At 36.4% G+C, this 16,725-nt stretch carries 14 protein-coding genes; 1 reads left to right on the top strand and 13 read right to left on the bottom strand.

The features are described 5' to 3' along the window. Positions 1 to 106 precede the first annotated feature (106 nt). The 5 genes from eno to tpiA all read right to left on the bottom strand — a co-directional run bounded on the left by eno (position 107) and on the right by tpiA (position 5,390). Positions 107 to 1,375, bottom strand: a complete 1,269-nt coding sequence (gene eno / locus ACFIKU_RS04055) for a phosphopyruvate hydratase (RefSeq protein WP_375641467.1) — start codon at positions 1,373 to 1,375, stop codon at positions 107 to 109. 71 nt (positions 1,376 to 1,446) lie between these two features. Then, positions 1,447 to 2,283, bottom strand: a complete 837-nt coding sequence (gene kdsA, locus ACFIKU_RS04060; protein ID WP_375656758.1) for a 3-deoxy-8-phosphooctulonate synthase — start codon at positions 2,281 to 2,283, stop codon at positions 1,447 to 1,449. Between the two features lie 36 nt (positions 2,284 to 2,319). Further along, positions 2,320 to 3,948, bottom strand: coding sequence for a CTP synthase (locus ACFIKU_RS04065; RefSeq protein WP_375641469.1), 1,629 nt, complete (start codon positions 3,946 to 3,948; stop codon positions 2,320 to 2,322). A 127-nt stretch (positions 3,949 to 4,075) separates the two neighbouring features. After that, positions 4,076 to 4,543 (bottom strand): preprotein translocase subunit SecG, encoded by a 468-nt coding sequence (gene secG / locus ACFIKU_RS04070; RefSeq protein ID WP_375641470.1) that lies wholly within the window; start codon positions 4,541 to 4,543, stop codon positions 4,076 to 4,078. A gap of 82 nt (positions 4,544 to 4,625) precedes the next feature. Continuing rightward, positions 4,626 to 5,390 carry a triose-phosphate isomerase gene (gene tpiA / locus ACFIKU_RS04075; protein ID WP_375656759.1) on the bottom strand — a complete coding sequence of 255 codons (765 nt, stop codon included), beginning with the start codon at positions 5,388 to 5,390 and terminating at the stop codon, positions 4,626 to 4,628. 154 nt (positions 5,391 to 5,544) lie between these two features. Here tpiA and ACFIKU_RS04080 point away from each other — a divergent pair, with 154 nt between their 5' ends. Then, complete coding sequence (locus ACFIKU_RS04080; protein ID WP_375656760.1) at positions 5,545 to 7,434, top strand: peptidyl-prolyl cis-trans isomerase; 1,890 nt, start codon at positions 5,545 to 5,547, stop codon at positions 7,432 to 7,434. Positions 7,435 to 8,345: 911 nt separating this feature from the next. Here the strand turns inward: ACFIKU_RS04080 and ACFIKU_RS04085 are convergent. From ACFIKU_RS04085 to tatB, 8 genes are all read right to left on the bottom strand, one after another. After that, positions 8,346 to 9,206, bottom strand: a complete 861-nt coding sequence (locus tag ACFIKU_RS04085; protein ID WP_375656761.1) for a phytoene/squalene synthase family protein — start codon at positions 9,204 to 9,206, stop codon at positions 8,346 to 8,348. An 876-nt stretch (positions 9,207 to 10,082) separates the two neighbouring features. Further along, positions 10,083 to 10,469 (bottom strand): Mth938-like domain-containing protein, encoded by a 387-nt coding sequence (locus ACFIKU_RS04090; RefSeq protein WP_375641474.1) that lies wholly within the window; start codon positions 10,467 to 10,469, stop codon positions 10,083 to 10,085. A gap of 441 nt (positions 10,470 to 10,910) precedes the next feature. Then, positions 10,911 to 11,363, bottom strand: a complete 453-nt coding sequence (gene yajC, locus ACFIKU_RS04095; RefSeq protein WP_375656762.1) for a preprotein translocase subunit YajC — start codon at positions 11,361 to 11,363, stop codon at positions 10,911 to 10,913. 685 nt (positions 11,364 to 12,048) lie between these two features. Then, positions 12,049 to 13,230 carry a peptidoglycan DD-metalloendopeptidase family protein gene (locus tag ACFIKU_RS04100; protein WP_375656763.1) on the bottom strand — a complete coding sequence of 394 codons (1,182 nt, stop codon included), beginning with the start codon at positions 13,228 to 13,230 and terminating at the stop codon, positions 12,049 to 12,051. 155 nt (positions 13,231 to 13,385) lie between these two features. Further along, the gene (locus tag ACFIKU_RS04105; RefSeq protein WP_273791164.1) at positions 13,386 to 14,045 is read right to left on the bottom strand and encodes a protein-L-isoaspartate(D-aspartate) O-methyltransferase; all 660 of its coding nucleotides are present in this window, start codon (positions 14,043 to 14,045) and stop codon (positions 13,386 to 13,388) included. A gap of 133 nt (positions 14,046 to 14,178) precedes the next feature. Beyond that, a complete protein-coding gene (serS, locus tag ACFIKU_RS04110) occupies positions 14,179 to 15,456 on the bottom strand; it encodes a serine--tRNA ligase (RefSeq protein ID WP_375641477.1) in 1,278 nt (425 codons plus the stop codon). A gap of 61 nt (positions 15,457 to 15,517) precedes the next feature. Continuing rightward, positions 15,518 to 16,300, bottom strand: coding sequence for a twin-arginine translocase subunit TatC (tatC, locus tag ACFIKU_RS04115; protein WP_375656764.1), 783 nt, complete (start codon positions 16,298 to 16,300; stop codon positions 15,518 to 15,520). Between the two features lie 29 nt (positions 16,301 to 16,329). After that, positions 16,330 to 16,701, bottom strand: coding sequence for a Sec-independent protein translocase protein TatB (gene tatB / locus ACFIKU_RS04120; RefSeq protein ID WP_375656765.1), 372 nt, complete (start codon positions 16,699 to 16,701; stop codon positions 16,330 to 16,332). Positions 16,702 to 16,725 lie beyond the last annotated feature (24 nt).

The following is a 16,725-nucleotide window of genomic DNA, read 5'->3' on the forward strand; positions in this document are numbered from 1 at the left end:
CCTATAAATTTGAACACTTAAAAATTATTGCGTATATGCCTTTAATAAAAATCTCAATTTTATAATCTAAATGATCTTATACTTTCATATTTTGTGCTCACAACAATCAACGATATACATCACCAGCATAACGTGCTTGGGATCCTAGCATTTCTTCAATACGAATAAGTTGATTGTATTTTGCTAATCTATCCGAACGAGCAAGAGAACCTGTTTTAATTTGTCCACAATTTGTTGCAACAGCAAGATCTGCAATGAAAGAATCCTCTGTTTCGCCTGAACGATGAGATATAATGGCACGATAACCTGCTTTATGTGCTACTTCTACAGCATCAAGTGTTTCACTCAATGTACCAATTTGATTAACTTTTATGAGAATAGAATTGGCTACCCCCATTTTGATACCATCACGCAAACGCGCTGAATTCGTTACAAACAAATCATCACCAACAAGCTGACATTTTTCTCCAATTGTGTCAGTGAGAAGCTTCCAACCTTCCCAATCATCCTCTGCCATTCCATCTTCAATTGTAATAATAGGATAATTTTTCACAAGCTGCGCTAAATAATCTACCTGCTCTTGGATGTCACGGCATTTCCCCTCACCTTTATAAAAATACGAACCATTTTTATAAAATTCGGTTGAAGCACAGTCTAAACCAATGGCAATTTGTTCACTTGGTTTGTAGCCACATGTTATGATAGATTCCATAATAAAATCAATGGCTTGATCAGCACTTTTAAATTGAGGAGCAAAACCACCTTCATCACCAACATTGGTATTATAACCTGCATCTTTTAAACGCTTTTTCAATGCATGGAAAATCTCAGCGCCATAACGGATGGCTTCTCTTACAGTAGGGGCTCCTATAGGAATAATCATAAACTCTTGAAAATCAATCAAATTATCAGCATGAACGCCACCATTAATAATATTCATCATAGGAGTTGGAAGAATATGCGCTTGTGTACCACCAATATAACGATACAACGGTAAATTTAATGAATCCGCAGCTGCTTTTGCAACAGCTAATGAAACACCAAGAATCGCATTAGCTCCAAGACGGGCTTTGTTTGGCGTTCCATCCAAAGAAATCATTGCTTGATCAATAGCAATTTGATTTGTTGCATCCCGCCCACCAAGTTCTTCAAGAATTTCGCCATTAACTGCAGCAACCGCTTTTTCAACACCTTTCCCTTGATAGCGCAAACCACCATCACGAAGCTCTATAGCCTCGTGTGCTCCTGTTGAAGCTCCCGAAGGAACCAGAGCGCGACCAAAAGCTCCATTCTCCAAATGAACATCAACTTCTACCGTTGGATTACCACGGCTATCAAGAACTTCACGCCCAATGATATCGACAATTATAGTCATATGTGCTTCCTTATCCAATAAAAGTCTCGATTCATTTCTAATGTCCTATTAATGAAATGTTTTTTCTCTTCTCAATTCAACTTCTTTGACAGATAATCAAACTCCATTAGTGTCTCAAGCAATCTTTGTAAATTATCAAGTTTAACCATATTGGGTCCATCAGAAGGTGCATTATCTGGATCTTGATGTGTTTCTAAAAAAATACCAGCTACCCCAACAGAAACAGCCGCACGCGCTAAAACTTCAACAAATTGACGCTGTCCACCAGATGAAGCACCCTGCCCCCCAGGTTCTTGAACAGAATGCGTTGCATCAAAAATAACAGGAGCACCAAATGAACGTAAAATAGGCACCGAACGCATATCAGAAATAAGCCGGTTATAGCCAAATGACGTGCCTCGCTCACAAAGCATAACATTCGGATTACCACTGTAAACAACCTTTTTTAAAACATTTTCCATGTCCCAAGGCGCTAAAAACTGACCTTTTTTAATGTTAATAACACATTCTGTTTTGGCGGCTGCTACCAAAAGATCTGTTTGACGACATAAAAAAGCCGGTATTTGTAAAATATCAACCGTAGAAGAAACAATTGTACATTGCTCTTCTGTATGCACATCAGTTAGTATAGGGCAATTAAACTCCTTTTTTAAATCAGAGAAAACAGCCATTGCTTTTTCAAGACCAACACCACGTGCCGCACCCAAAGAAGTTCGGTTAGCTTTATCGTAACTCGATTTATAAACAAACCCGATACCAAGCTGATCGGTAATTGTTTTAATACGACCAGCCATTTCAAAAGCATGATCGCGACTTTCCATCTGACACGGCCCTGCAATTAATGAAAGAGGCATTTCATTTGAAAAAATAATATTTCCAACTTTCACACGGGAATTTGGTTTAGTCATTTTATCCCTCAAAAGCAAAGTAACCCAATTTATGCATTAAACTAATCGACTTTGTTCTACAGCGGCTTCAATAAAAGAAGAAAAAAGCGGGTGAGGATCAAAAGGACGAGATTTTAGTTCTGGATGATATTGAACACCAATAAACCATGGATGATCTGCATATTCTATCGTTTCTGGCAAAATACCATCAGGAGACATCCCAGAAAAAATCAAACCACACTGTTCTAACTTATCCTTATAATCAATATTGACCTCATAACGATGACGATGTCGCTCAACAATCTTGGTCATTCCATAAATTTGAGCAATATGACTCTCTTCTTTTAATTCAGCAGCAAAAGCACCAAGACGCATTGATCCGCCAAGATCACCATTTCTTGTACGTTTTTCAAGAACGTCTCCTTTAAGCCATTCTGTCATTAAACCTACAATTGGATTTTCTGTTTCGCAAAACTCGCTTGATGAAGCATTCTTAATCTGTGCAATATTGCGCGCAGCTTCTATACAAGCTAATTGCATCCCAAAACAAATCCCTAAAAATGGAACTTTACGCTCTCGTGCAAATTGAATTGCTCGAATCTTTCCTTCTGCCCCTCGTGCCCCAAAAGCACCTGGAACCAAAATTCCATGGGCTTTTTGTAAAGCTGAAACAGAATCTTCTTTTTCAAAAAGTTCCGAATCAATCCACTCAATATTAACTTTCACTTTATTCGCTAAACCACCATGCGCAATCGCTTCAATAAGAGATTTATAAGCATCCTTTAAGCCCGTATATTTTCCTACAACAGCAATCGTAACTTCTCCTTCAGGATGGTGGATACGATGCGTAATATCTTCCCACCGATCCATCTGAGGGGCAGGTGCCGAATCGATTCCAAAAGCGCAAAGAACTTCAGAATCCAAACCCTCCTTATGATATGCCATAGGAACATCATAAATTGTTGGCATATCTAATGCCTGAATGACTGCATTGGAGCGAACATTGCAAAAAAGTGATAATTTGCACCGTTCTGTTTCTGGAATAGATCGATCTGCACGTACAAGCAAAATATCAGGAGAAATACCAATTGCTTGCAATTCTTTGACAGAATGTTGTGTTGGTTTCGTTTTTAATTCACCTGCCGAAGGAATATAAGGCATTAATGTAAGATGGACATAAACGACATTTTTTCTCGGTAGCTCATTGCGAAGCTGACGAATCGCTTCTAGAAAAGGCATTGCTTCAATATCACCAACCGTTCCACCTATCTCACACAAAACAAAATCAAATTCCTCATTTCCCATCGTAATGAATCTCTTAATTTCATCCGTAACATGAGGAATAACTTGGACTGTTGCCCCCAAATAATCACCACGCCGCTCTCTTTCAATGATATTGCGATAAATACGCCCTGTTGTAATATTATCTTGGCTATTTGCAGAACGCCCAGTAAAACGCTCATAATGACCAAGATCAAGATCCGTTTCTGCACCATCATCAGTCACAAACACTTCACCATGTTGATAAGGTGACATCGTACCTGGATCAACATTTAAATAAGGATCAAGCTTGCGAAGACGTACGCGATAGCCACGAGCCTGTAATAACGCTGCTAACGCCGCCGCTGCGATGCCTTTTCCAAGGGAAGAAACCACACCACCAGTAATAAAAACATAACGTGCCATGGGCTTATGGTGATAAGCAATTTATAATGATTTTTCCAGCAAAAAATGCAAAAAGAAACAATTTTTCTTCTAAAATAAAAAAGGTGAAAAAATCACCTTTTTAAAAAGTCTATATTTTCTTAAAAAACTATTTTGTACTGTTATCCGGAACTGTATTTTCAAGAACCTGTGGAACTGGACTTTCTGCTTCAGGTTTTGTGGACTGTTTCTGTTCCTGCGGAGAATTCGAAGTGCCTCCTAGCTGTTCAAGAATAGAAGGGGAAGACTCACCATTTGATAATGGGCCATCTGATGATGGGACTGATTCTGAACCTTTATTGGTAGAATTCTTCTCTGAATTAACCGGTATACGCTTTAAAATATCAGAACTAGAATTTGATATATTACTCACCACAGTAAGTCCAATAGACACAACAAAAAAACAACAGGCTAAAATAGCAGTCAAACGTGTTAAAGGGTTTCGAGATCCACGCGTTTTCATCAACCCTGAGCTATTACTCACACCTAGCCCACCACCTTCTGAAGGTTGGATTAATATAACACCAACCAAAGTAATCACAATCAACAAATGAATAACTATAAGTACTGTTTGCATAAACCCTGCTCTTCAAATAACTTTTTAATAGCTATTTACACATAAATAGCACACAATCCAAGGGGAAACTCAAATTTCTCTGCTATAGTTTACGGCAAACAGCACAAATAGTTAAAAAATCAACCGCTTTTAAGCTTGCTCCACCTATCAAAACACCATTAACATGAGGAATGCTTAAAAGCTCAAATGCATTGGAGGGCTTTACAGATCCACCATAAAGCAAACGTATCTTCTTGCCTTCATCACCAAAACGAGAGCGCACCTTATCACGAATGAAATGATGTATTTTTGCAATATCTTCTAGAGTTGCTGTATTGCCGGTTCCTATCGCCCAAATAGGTTCATAAGCGATAATGGTATTCTCTGCTGTTGCATCATCTGGTAAAGATTCTTCAAGCTGCTGCGTGAGAATATCCAGCACTTTGTTATTATTACGCTCCTCCAATGTTTCACCAATACACACAAGAGCCACAAGACCTGCTCGCCACGCAGCTTGCACTTTGGCGCAAACAATCGCATCGTTTTCCTGATATACTGTACGACGTTCTGAATGGCCAATAATGACATGACTTGCTCCTGCGTCTTTAAGCATAAAAGCTGAAATATCTCCAGTATAGGGACCGTGATCATCAAAATGACAATTTTGTCCTCCCAAAAGGATATTTTCACTATCCAGCATATCAGAAGCACGAGATAAAAGTGTTGCTGGGACACAAATAAGTGCCTCAAAAAGATGACTAAGATCAGAGCTAACGCCTGTGGCAATAGCACGCAACTCTCCCAGCGATTCACTCGTTCCATTCATTTTCCAATTTCCAGCAAGAAAAGGCCGAATATTTGGAGACATATTTTTACCTCAAGAACTTTTATAATACTTTGTTTATCTGTACTACCAAATTATAAAACGAAAGCAAGTCTTTAAAAGCTTGCATCTTTCGTCTCTTTATTGCAAATTCCACTACAGCTTTGATAATAATTTATGTTAAAAATGGGATTGAACAATGCTTGACGTCATAAGAAATGCTACAAATTCTTGGATTTTCAGAGTTTTCCTTGCTATTTTAGTCTTATGCTTCATTCTTCTATGGGGGGTGCCGCAATTACACAAAAAAAGTGAAAGAGATCTCATTACGTCTGGAAAGTCCACAGTAACTGTTGATGATTATCGTCTTGCACTTGCCGATCAAAGCGCACGTTTAGCATATGCTGCTCATCTTGGACGAATGTTTACAGCAAATGAAATGCAGCAATACCGAATTCCTGCTTTTGTGTTTAATCAATTACAACAAAATATATTGCTTGATGAACAAGCACGTAAAATGAAAATAAGTCTTTCAAAAGATACAATAGCTCATACGATTGGTTCTGATAAGATGTTCCAAGTAAATGGCACTTTTGATAAAAATTTGTTTTACAACTATCTTCAGCAGTTACGTATTAGTGAAAGTGCTTTTCTTAATTACTACACCAAACAAGAAAAGCGTAACCAACTTATTTCAGCTTTACTTTCTGATATGAAAGCACCAAATCTCTTTTATAAAGCACTTGCTCTTTATCAAGGAGAAATGCGTGTTGCTGATTATCTCGTTATTGATCTAAAAGAAAAGGAATCAATTGCTGATCCTGATCACGAAACACTACAAAAATGGTTTAAAACACATCAAAGTCAATTTCGTGCTCCAGAATACCGCACTGTTTCTTTACTATCTATGGAACTTAGTGATTTTGTAAAACCTAAAGATATCTCAACAGATGAGGCGAAAGCCTATTATACACAAAATGCTTCACGTTTTGTAACGCCTGAAAAGCGTACATTCGAAGAACTGCGCTTCCCCTCACGCGAAGAAGCCGATAATGCAGCAAAAAAAATAGCTGATGGATTGAGTTTTGATGAACTGGTAAAAGCTGAAAAAAAGACTCTTAATGACATAAAAAAAGGGCCTATCGCAGAAAATGAACTTCCTAATCATCTAGCATCTGAAATTTTTCAACTTCAGCAAGGCCAAGTCAGTCCTGTGATAAATGACTTACAGGGACCTGTTATCATTCGCGTCACGCATATTGAACCATCAAGCTCTCTTCCTTTTGAAAGTGTAGAAGAAAATATTCGTCAAACACTTGCCAAAAATCGTGCTACTGATGATATCCGTAACAATTATGTAGCCATTGAAAATGCTCGTTTTGAGGGTGCTTCTCTCAAAGAGCTAGCTGACAAATATAAGTTATCTTTGCGCACAATTACCATCGATAAAACGGGAAAAACGCTTGAAGGTGCAATACTCACAGATTTACCTCAAAAAGATATTTTACTGAATGCCATCTATCAATCAAACGAAGGAGTTGATCTTGATCCTCTCTCTTTTCAAAATGGTGGATACCTCTGGTATAAGGTCGATAAAATTATTCCTGCCCGCGATAAGACACTTGAAGAGGCTAAGCTAGATGTTCTTTCTCAATGGAAACGTGAGGAAATCCAACGCCTTCTTGATGAAAAAGCCCAAAATGCTCTCAAACAGCTCACGGAAGGAAAAAGTCTTGTTGCTCTTGCTCATACCCTTGGTGTTACAAAACAAACAACACCAGCCCTCCGGCGTCAAGACTCATCTGAAACCCTTGGCGTTGAAGGGATTAAAGCATTATTTACTGCTCCCAAAGGTCATTATGGCATCATAAAAGGTCCGGTTGCAACAAACCGTATCATTTATCAAATAAAGACTGTAACCATGCCTAAAGATATCACGTCTCGTACTCTTTCAACTGAGGTTCGCGCCAGTATAGATATGATGATAAGAGAAGATCTCAAGCTAGAAATGCTACAAGTTGCCAATAAAGAACATCCTTTGGAAATTAATGGCACAAATTATAATCAGATCTTTAACGCTCTCCAATAAGAAGATTGTGCATAATTTAAAGAACTTATTGATAAAGTTTCTATCAGCTCTTCGTCTATAGTTGAAGAGGCAAGATAGATCTCTTGTCTGCATATCTTAGGATCAGCATTTGTATAATGATTAATTCTCTCGCAAATCAGTACATGTATGGATTTGCGAGAAAATAGTCAATGGAATGTAGAGTCGTTTTTGCAACGCATTAAAAAATATTATCCATCCACAGGTTGTAAAAGTTGTCGCACACTAAGCTATAAATGTCATCCCTATCGTCATTCATTTATAGCTTATCATATTGCTACTCTTAATATTCATTCATACGGAGCGTATTGTCTCTTCCTGAAATGATTTCGTTTACACACCCGACTTATAATATACAAAAAAACTATTTTTAAAATTCAGTATAAAAATGAAAAAATCTTTTTCTATTCAAGACTCTTATTCAATATAAGAAAAAACGAATTATCATTATCAATCAATATATTCATAAATCATAAAAGTTATCAATTATGATGTTATAATTTCTCAAAAATGAGAGTTTTTTATAGTCTCATAGACTGCCAAGACAACTTCTCTCATAAAATAGAAATTTTATTTCATTTGCAAATGAGATATAATCAATACATTCAGAATACTTAACAGTTCTTCATCAAACAAAACAATGTATTGAGCTTTATCCTATGTTTTTCTTTCTCTGCATCTCACCCATCTCACACACTGAATAAAACATTTTACTGATAAAGAAATACACCGTATTTTCAAGATCATAAAATTTCTTATTCTTTTGCACTCATAACAACCAAAGCATCAACATTTTTATAACAAAAAAATGGTTTGGAATCACAATAGCGCCTTTTATTTTCATATGAGAAAATCAGTCTATATGTTACGCATTCCAACGTGGTAATATTCTTTTACAATATCTTTGGAAAATTGCCGCTTATTGCTGCTCTTGTTATCAACCAATAGCGATATATCAATGGTAAAGTTGCACTCTCTTGAAAAATTGCAGCCCCCAGCTGTATAGCTTTTTTAAGAGAAGCCGGTACAATGACCAATGGAAGAAAAGCTGGCTTAAGAACTCTAGGTAAAGCACAAGAATACTCGTAAAATTGGGTATAATGATCGCGCGATAATGCTACCATAGCTTCAACAATACGACCCTTTTGTTGATCACTGAGACGGTGAGATTCCAAATCTTCCCTATTCACTCCTACAGCCTTTAATATATCAGTAGGTAAATAATACTGATATCGTGATTGCATGAATGATAAAAGACGCAATACACCGCTTAATCCTTGAGAAATCCCTCCATGTTCATAGATATCTGTAAACTCTTGTGCAGTATCAGGATCCAATATCTGACAAGAAAGCTGTAAAATTATGCTTGCTGTCTCACCACAATAATGCTCGAGATCATGAAGTGTTTCTATTGGATTTTGATAAAGATCTAAAATTTGTGCATTACAATAACGTAAAAAAGCTGTCTTAGGTAAATTAAAAAGAGTTATTGCTTTCAATAAATCACTCAAAATCGGATTATTTCCACTCGTTTGCATTTCACCATGAGCAATAGAATCATACCACCAACGCAACCGTATTTCTCCTATGAGTGGATCATGTACACTTTCGCGAATACGAGAAACTTCAGCATTAAATACATAGAGAGCAGCCAATGCTTGGCGCTTTTTTTTAGGCGCAAATAAAACCGATATATAGCGATCACGATCCATGCTACGTAAAATATCAAGATAATAAGGAAGAGAGCCTATCATTCTATGAACCTATTAACATCCCTTTTTTAGCAATTAAATTAATATCCTCTTTTTATTCATATTAAGAAATGAGGGATAAGCAAATAGAGTTCAGAAAATAAGATTTTTAAATGTGTCTCTTAACTGTATTATGAATTAAAATTTCTTTTCTAGTCACTTTTCCTTTTAGAAAGAAAAAAATTAAATAAATAATTTTTCTGATAAAATTATCTTATTGGACTAAAATTTTCAGTTGCAGTAAAAAAAGCTAAAAACTAATTGTAACATGCATAGTGAAACTTAGAATAACAAACAAGGCAAAACACTTTTTCACTGAATAGATGACAATGTTATTTTATAAAATGCACTGATCACAAAAACTTCATCAAATCATTGATCTCCTCCCCCATCCTAAAAGACAAATATTTCTACCAACAGCAATTTGTAAAAAATCCAATTGCTCTCGGTGAGTTTCACTTACTATCAACACATTGATTTACAATCATTATTTATTGTTTTATATGTTAAATTAGAATCCCAAATATCGTAGAATGCTTTCATTTCAAACCAATTCCATGTTGAATCAATCAAAACTAATTCCCTTGCACGTCACAAGCGGAGCTGGCTTGTAGGTAAAAACTGTATAAGAAAGAATTAAAAATGCCTCTTATGAACTGCCTCAAGTGCCAAGAGTTGATCACTCATGTGATTCATTAAACTACGAGCGAGCTTTTTCCTGAATATTTTCTGCTATATTTAAAAACACTTAAGGTGTTAAGTTATATATATTCTATACCCTTATATCACCGCCTTAAACGACGGTATTTTACGGCGCAGAAAAATAATCACACAAGGCTTTCATACTAGAAGAGGGCATTTGTTTTATTAAACAATACTCTATTCTACCGCAAATAATAACGCCGCAACAGCGCGATCTTCAGCCAATAAAACATTAAATGTACGCACCGCCGCTCCCGTACTCATTGTATCTGATGAAATATGTTTTTCCCATAAAAGCACCCGTAACTCTTCAGGTAATCGCAATAATTCAATTCCAGTACCTATTAATAAAACTTCGATTTCAGAAGCTTCTTCTAAAATACGAGATATATCCCCTTGAGTGGGAATAGGCCCTGCCATGTCAATGCCATAAATACCTGATGGTACACAAATAATAGAACCTCTATGAGACATATCAGCAAAACGAAATCCACCATTTCCATAAGCATCAATAGGTGCACGACTTGGAAAATGTGCTTCACGAATTTGAATTGCATCGAACATGAACAAGCACCCTTTATTTTTGAATAATCCAATTGTCCTTGCTACTTCTCACCATAAAAATTAAAGTAAGGCCGATATAAACATTGGTATGTTAACCATAGCCTCGTATTGAAGTGAAAATTTTTATATAAAGCCCTAATCTTCTCATACAACAAATATACGAAAATTTGCTAATAAACCACGATAAAATGCTATACCTGCTTAAATCAATCTATCTTTTAAAAAGTTTTCTCAGCTTATTTACTCATTATAAAAACAGTGATCTTGTTTTAAAGACAGAAAAAAAATTGCGTAACATTCTACAAATAAAGCAACTATTTTAATAATCTAAAGAAAACAAAAACTCCATTTCCTGTAGCCACTATAAAAGCCACTTTTCCAATGAAATTGTTTTGATCTTGCCAATCTTTTTATAAAAATGCTTAAAACTTCCACTGCACCTTAAGATGCATTTTCCTTTGATATAGCTTTTTTCTCTTCAGAGATACTCATATCTTCTTTCGTTGTCATTTTAGATTTAGACTTTTGTGGTGTTTTTGCTTTAGTATTAAGTTTTGACTTTTTTTCTGCAATCGGCTCACCTTTAACACGCACATCAGCTAATGTTGAGCGAATAACACGAATATTCATACTCTCACCAATTTCAACCTCTAATTCACCACTCTCGTCGTGAACCTTCGTAACCTTGCCGATAATACCACCACCCGTTATAACTGTATCACCACGACGTACTGCATTAAGCATTTCTTGGCGTCTTTTCATTTGGGCACGCTGGGGACGAATGATAAACAAATACATAATTGCAAAAATTAAAATGAATGGGACTGCGCTAGCAAATGAAATTCCACCGGAAACATCGCCTGCAACTTGAGCATAAGCGTTCGTAATAAACATTTTTATCTCCTATAGTTAAACTTCAGGTATTTCCCACTCTATTAAAATAAAATTTCGATTCAGAAAAAAGTCTTAAAGAATTTATCATAAAAAGCAATAACCACATCATCTAATCACGGCTTTACAAAAATACAATAAATCCTTAAGAGACAGAATACCAAAATACAATGAGAAAAATCTTTAAAAATAGATTCATTTTCCCCTATTGTATATCCTACAATATAAATCTTTTCACTAACTCAATAAATTATACAAGATAATTTTTCTAATGAAAAAACTTTTATTTATATAGATAATTTATCGTTTTTGATATCGAATGATAGACCTAAATACAGTAAAACGCTCTCATTTTCAAACCTTCCGAATTAATCAAAACGATTTTCTTGCAGACACACATATGAAATGAGTCTGTCGACAAAAACTTTTTAAGAAAGGCGTGAAATATCTTTTTTCATGCTTCTCTCAAATGTAAGAGCAGTTGGAACACTGAAAGCTGACAAATAGTATGATGCTATTGTCTTACACTTTCATAAAAACAAAGATAGTAATATCTAACGCCCCAACGAACTACTCTCCTTAAACCAATGACTTTTTGCTGCAATATTATTGATTTAAGAAAATCAATTGTTTTTCATGAAGTTTCTATAAACTGTAAGACTATTCAAATGTAAAAGTCATCAATAAATTAGTTTTCTAAATATTTAAGGGGATCAACAGGTAATGAATTCTTACGCATCTCAAAATAGACACGTGGCGTTTTAACATTTCCTGAAACACCAGATTTAGCAATCTCATCACCGCGTCTTATCCTTTGTCCCTTGTTAACAACAAGCGTACTGTTACATCCATAAATAGTGATAATATTATTTTCATGTCGAATCATCACAACATTACCAAGCTCTTTTAACCCATCTCCCGCGTAAATAACAACACCATTTTCTGCCGCCTTTACCGAAGACCCTTCAGGCACAGCAATATCTATTCCTCGATTCATTACTGTTCCCTTTTTTTGACCGAACTGGCTTAACAAACGCCCTCGTACTGGCCAACGCATCTTAGAAATTCCTGTGGCTTGCGGAGTCGTCATATTATCTGTATTCGTAACAGTACTTGACAAACCAGTCTCATGATTTAATTGCGTCATCTGTTTAGAAAAATTTTTCTCAGAACTTGATTTGTTCATCTTTGCAGAGGGTTGCGTTGTTACAGGAGCTTTATATATAGGAGAGGACCTCTTGTTTTTTATAGAGGGCATCACTTGAGATTGGGATGCAGATTCTGTTGTTGACACTGTCCAATTGTTATTATTGTGTGCATTTGAGGCCGCTAATGTACGCCTGCTTGGAACAACAAGTACCTGACCGATATAAATGGAATTGCTGTTTATGCCATTTGCTAATTTTAATGCCTCAACACTAACCCCTATTTGTCGTGCAATACTGAGCAGTGTATCTCCACTCTGGACAATATAAGAATTCCGCCGAAAAATAGGAGACTTATCCATTTGTGAACGAGAAAGTGTCCCAAGATTACGTGGAGGGGAGCCCATAACGCGACCATCAGAAGAAGTTATCCTACCTTGATGTGAAAAATTATAGGGAGAATTGTCATCTCCCCACGAATCATCACTTGATTCTACAGGTGGCAATTCAGTGCTTTGTATCATACCACTACCGTATGATAGCATTCGCGGATCTGTAGACATAGTGCTCGATATATTTGATTGAGATGATACCGTACGATGAGAAGACATATTGGAAAAACGCTGTGTACCAGAACTACAACCAGCAACAATAGTTACCACCGCTAAAAAAGTTATTTTCTGAAAATTATGCTGGAAAATATTATCCAAAGCTTTTAGACACATCGTTTTGCTCACTCATCAATAATCAACTCACTCCATTAAAGCTTTTTTAAATTACCGAAGAGTTAAAATGAGATGTTTTATTCATAAATATCTTTATATAAGATCAAAATGAATTTAACGCAGACAATTTGCAGCAATTTCTTAACTTTTAAAAATTAAAGTATCTCCGCAATGCCTTTAATAAAAGGTTGGTAACGCACTTGGAACAGTTCTAAACACTCAAATCGACTACCAATTTTTGTATAGCGCGTCACCGTTTGTACCCCTTCGTCAGGTCCTATCGCCTGAATGAGAATTCCATTTTCAGCTAAAAGTTCTAAAAATTCCTTGGGTTCATCAAAACGTGATGGCCAAATAAGAATACGATCAAATGATCCTAAGCCTGTCACACTATGACTTCCATCAATCTGCCGTATAACAATATTTTCAATGCCTAAAGTTTGAAATTTTTGGCGTGCCAAATCAACCAGCGTTTTATAACGATCAATCGTTGTCACACGGTCACTCAGACATGCCATAAGAGCAGTACAAAAACCAGATCCTGTACCAATTTCTAAGACGCGATGCCTTTTTTTCAACGATAATGCCGAAAGAATTAAGAGTTGTTCTTCCAAACGTTCCATATATTCACCACACTCAAGGGGAATAACTTTATTATCATAAGCACTATTAAACCAAGGAGCAGCAACAAACTGTTGACGCGGAATTTTCTCTAATGCCGAAAAAAATCGCACGTCATCAATGCCTTTGCTACGCATTTTCAGTACAAGAGCGGCTAACTCCTCACGAAATTGTAAAATACCCTTTTGCCCCATAGTATCATTCAATCTCCAATGGAGGTGCACTTTTATCATACTGACAAACTGCTTCTTTTAAAATGGCAAAAACTTGCGTTTGCATATCATCACCTCTTGGCAATAAACGCATATTGTCTCTCCTTTCGTAAAATTAAGCAGTAATACAACGCATGCCTCCCATATAAGGTTGTAAAACATCTGGAACAACAATTGATCCATCAGCCTGCTGATAATTTTCAAGCACGGCAATAAGACAACGTCCAACAGCTGTACCAGAACCATTAAGGCTATGAACAAAATGTAATTTTTTATCGCTTTCTTTACGATAGCGCGCATTCATACGACGACCTTGGAAATCTCCACAAACTGAACAGCTAGAAATTTCACGATAACATTCTTGACCAGGAAGCCAAACCTCGATGTCATAGGTTTTACGCGCTGCAAACCCCATATCACCCGTAGAAAGAACCACTGTGCGAAAAGGCAAACAAAGCCGTTTTAATATATCTTCTGCACATTCCGTCATACGTTCTAATTCAATTAAAGACTGCTCTTCACTGGTAATCGAGACCATTTCAACTTTCCAAAATTGATGCTGACGCAACATACCACGCGTATCACGACCGGCTGCTCCCGCCTCTGAACGAAAACAGGGAGATAAGGCAGAAAATCGCAGTGGTAAATCTGATATTTCAAGAATTTCATCGTTGACCAAATTGGTTAATGGCACTTCTGCTGTAGAAATAAGCCATCGACCATCTGTTGTACGAAAAAGGTCTTCAGCAAATTTCGGCAATTGTGCTGCCCCGTAAACAATCTCATCACGAACAAGAAGAGGTATTGAGACTTCTGTATAACCATGCTCATTCACATGTACATCAAGCATAAATTGGCCTAATGCTCGTTCTAGCCGTGCTAACGCCCCTGAAAGTACTGTAAAACGTGTTCCAGACAAACGACTCGCTCGTTCAAAATTCATCTGCTTGAGATCTTGACCAAGATCAAAATGTTCCTTTGGTGTAAAATTAAATGTTGGAGGTGTACCAAAATGTCGAATGACGACATTATCACTTTCATCTTTACCTTCTGGAACATCATCTAATGGAATATTTGGCAGTGCTGAAAGAATTTTCTCAAGATTCTCCGTCAGCTGTTTTTCTTCCGCTGTTGCAGAGGAAAGAAAGGCTTTAATCTCTTCAACTTCAGCTCTAAAGCGTTCAGCCATTTGCTGATCAGATACCGCTAAAGCCTGTCCTATTTCCTTTGAAACAGCATTGCGACGTTCCTGGGCCAACTGCACCTTAGCAATATGCGACCGACGTGCAAGATCAAGTTGTATTAACCTTTCAGCTTGTGGCTCAAGACCTCTACTTACGAGTGCTTTATCTAATTTCTCAGGATTGTCACGAATCCACTTAATATCAAGCATAAAAATTCCTCATTTATATTGTTTTTATTTATTTCTTATCGCATAAGCTTATACACTGTTCTTAAGCGGATTTTCTTCTCTTTTCTATACTGTAAGCAATTAAAATTGAAATCTCGTAAAGTGCTATCGTTGGTAAAGCCACGGCAAACATCGTAAAAAAATCCGACGGCGTTATGATTGCCGCAATAATAAAAGAGAGCAAAATAGCCCATTTTCGTTTAGACACCAAATCATGAGACGTTAAAAATCTAACTTTTGTTAAAAGACTGATTATAAGAGGTAATTGAAAAATCAAACCAAAAATTAGGATAAACGATGTCATAAAGCCCAAATAATCAGAAATACGCACTATAAACTCTATTTTTAAATGAACATCTGGAAGAAATTGTTGAGAAAGGCTAAACCATAGTATTATTGGCGCTAATAGACCATAAACAAACGCTCCCCCAATACAAAATAAAATAGGCCCTCCAATGAGAAATGGTAAAAAAGCCATACGCTCATTTTTATAAAGCCCTGGTGCAATAAAACTATAAAACTGAAAAGCCGTATAGGGAAAAGATAAAATAATTCCCCCAAAAGCAGAAAGCTTCATCTTCGTTAAAAAAGTTTCCCATACTTGCGTTGATTGCAAACGAATACCCTCAGGATTACCCCCTGCTATTTTCATTGCCCACTGATATGGCCATAGTAAAAAATTTAAGATATAATCTTTAACAAAAAAACACATCATAAAAGCGATCATAAATGCAACCAAGGCAGCAATAATTCGCTGACGAAGTTCAATTAAATGTTCTAAAAATGGTACCGTATGGGCATCAACTTCATCTTTCTTAACATTCATGGCACATCTTCTCTATCTTTAGAAGGAATTTATACTGTCGTATCTTTATTGGTTACGTTTTGATCGCATTCCAAAATTTCTTTACCTTTTTCTGATTTATGGTGTGTTGCCTTAATATCCAAATTATCGTGGATATTTTCTAATGTATTTTGAATGGGATCAAAAGTCTCTGTCACCTTCTTGCTTGAATCGCTAATATTCGAACATGTTTTTTGCAAATCATCGAGCTCGATTTGTCTTATTGCATCATCAAACTGATGACGAAGTTCATTTGCCATTAAACACATATGAGCTCTTACCTTTGCTATTGTCTTTAATATTTTAGGTAAATCTTTCGGTCCAACGACAATGATGAGAACAAGTAAGATTACGACAAACTCTAGTCCATCAATCCCAAACATCTCTTAATTCAACTTTCTCATCAA

Source organism: Bartonella sp. CM120XJJH (assembly GCF_042194715.1).
Classification (GTDB): Bacteria; Pseudomonadota; Alphaproteobacteria; order Rhizobiales; family Rhizobiaceae; genus Bartonella.

What these genes read in the sequence shown, in the direction of transcription:
- ACFIKU_RS04105 (WP_273791164.1), bottom strand. Translation starts at nt 14,045, where the DNA reads ATGGGGCAAAAGGGTATTTTACAATTTCGTGAGGAGTTAGCCGCTCTT.
- ACFIKU_RS04090 (WP_375641474.1), bottom strand. Translation starts at nt 10,469, where the DNA reads ATGTTCGATGCAATTCAAATTCGTGAAGCACATTTTCCAAGTCGTGCA.
- eno (WP_375641467.1), bottom strand. Translation starts at nt 1,375, where the DNA reads ATGACTATAATTGTCGATATCATTGGGCGTGAAGTTCTTGATAGCCGT.
- yajC (WP_375656762.1), bottom strand. Translation starts at nt 11,363, where the DNA reads ATGTTTATTACGAACGCTTATGCTCAAGTTGCAGGCGATGTTTCCGGT.
- secG (WP_375641470.1), bottom strand. Translation starts at nt 4,543, where the DNA reads ATGCAAACAGTACTTATAGTTATTCATTTGTTGATTGTGATTACTTTG.
- kdsA (WP_375656758.1), bottom strand. Translation starts at nt 2,283, where the DNA reads ATGACTAAACCAAATTCCCGTGTGAAAGTTGGAAATATTATTTTTTCA.
- tatB (WP_375656765.1), bottom strand. Translation starts at nt 16,701, where the DNA reads ATGTTTGGGATTGATGGACTAGAGTTTGTCGTAATCTTACTTGTTCTC.
- ACFIKU_RS04085 (WP_375656761.1), bottom strand. Translation starts at nt 9,206, where the DNA reads ATGATAGGCTCTCTTCCTTATTATCTTGATATTTTACGTAGCATGGAT.
- ACFIKU_RS04065 (WP_375641469.1), bottom strand. Translation starts at nt 3,948, where the DNA reads ATGGCACGTTATGTTTTTATTACTGGTGGTGTGGTTTCTTCCCTTGGA.
- ACFIKU_RS04080 (WP_375656760.1), top strand. Translation starts at nt 5,545, where the DNA reads ATGCTTGACGTCATAAGAAATGCTACAAATTCTTGGATTTTCAGAGTT.
- ACFIKU_RS04100 (WP_375656763.1), bottom strand. Translation starts at nt 13,230, where the DNA reads ATGTGTCTAAAAGCTTTGGATAATATTTTCCAGCATAATTTTCAGAAA.
- tpiA (WP_375656759.1), bottom strand. Translation starts at nt 5,390, where the DNA reads ATGTCTCCAAATATTCGGCCTTTTCTTGCTGGAAATTGGAAAATGAAT.
- tatC (WP_375656764.1), bottom strand. Translation starts at nt 16,300, where the DNA reads ATGAATGTTAAGAAAGATGAAGTTGATGCCCATACGGTACCATTTTTA.
- serS (WP_375641477.1), bottom strand. Translation starts at nt 15,456, where the DNA reads ATGCTTGATATTAAGTGGATTCGTGACAATCCTGAGAAATTAGATAAA.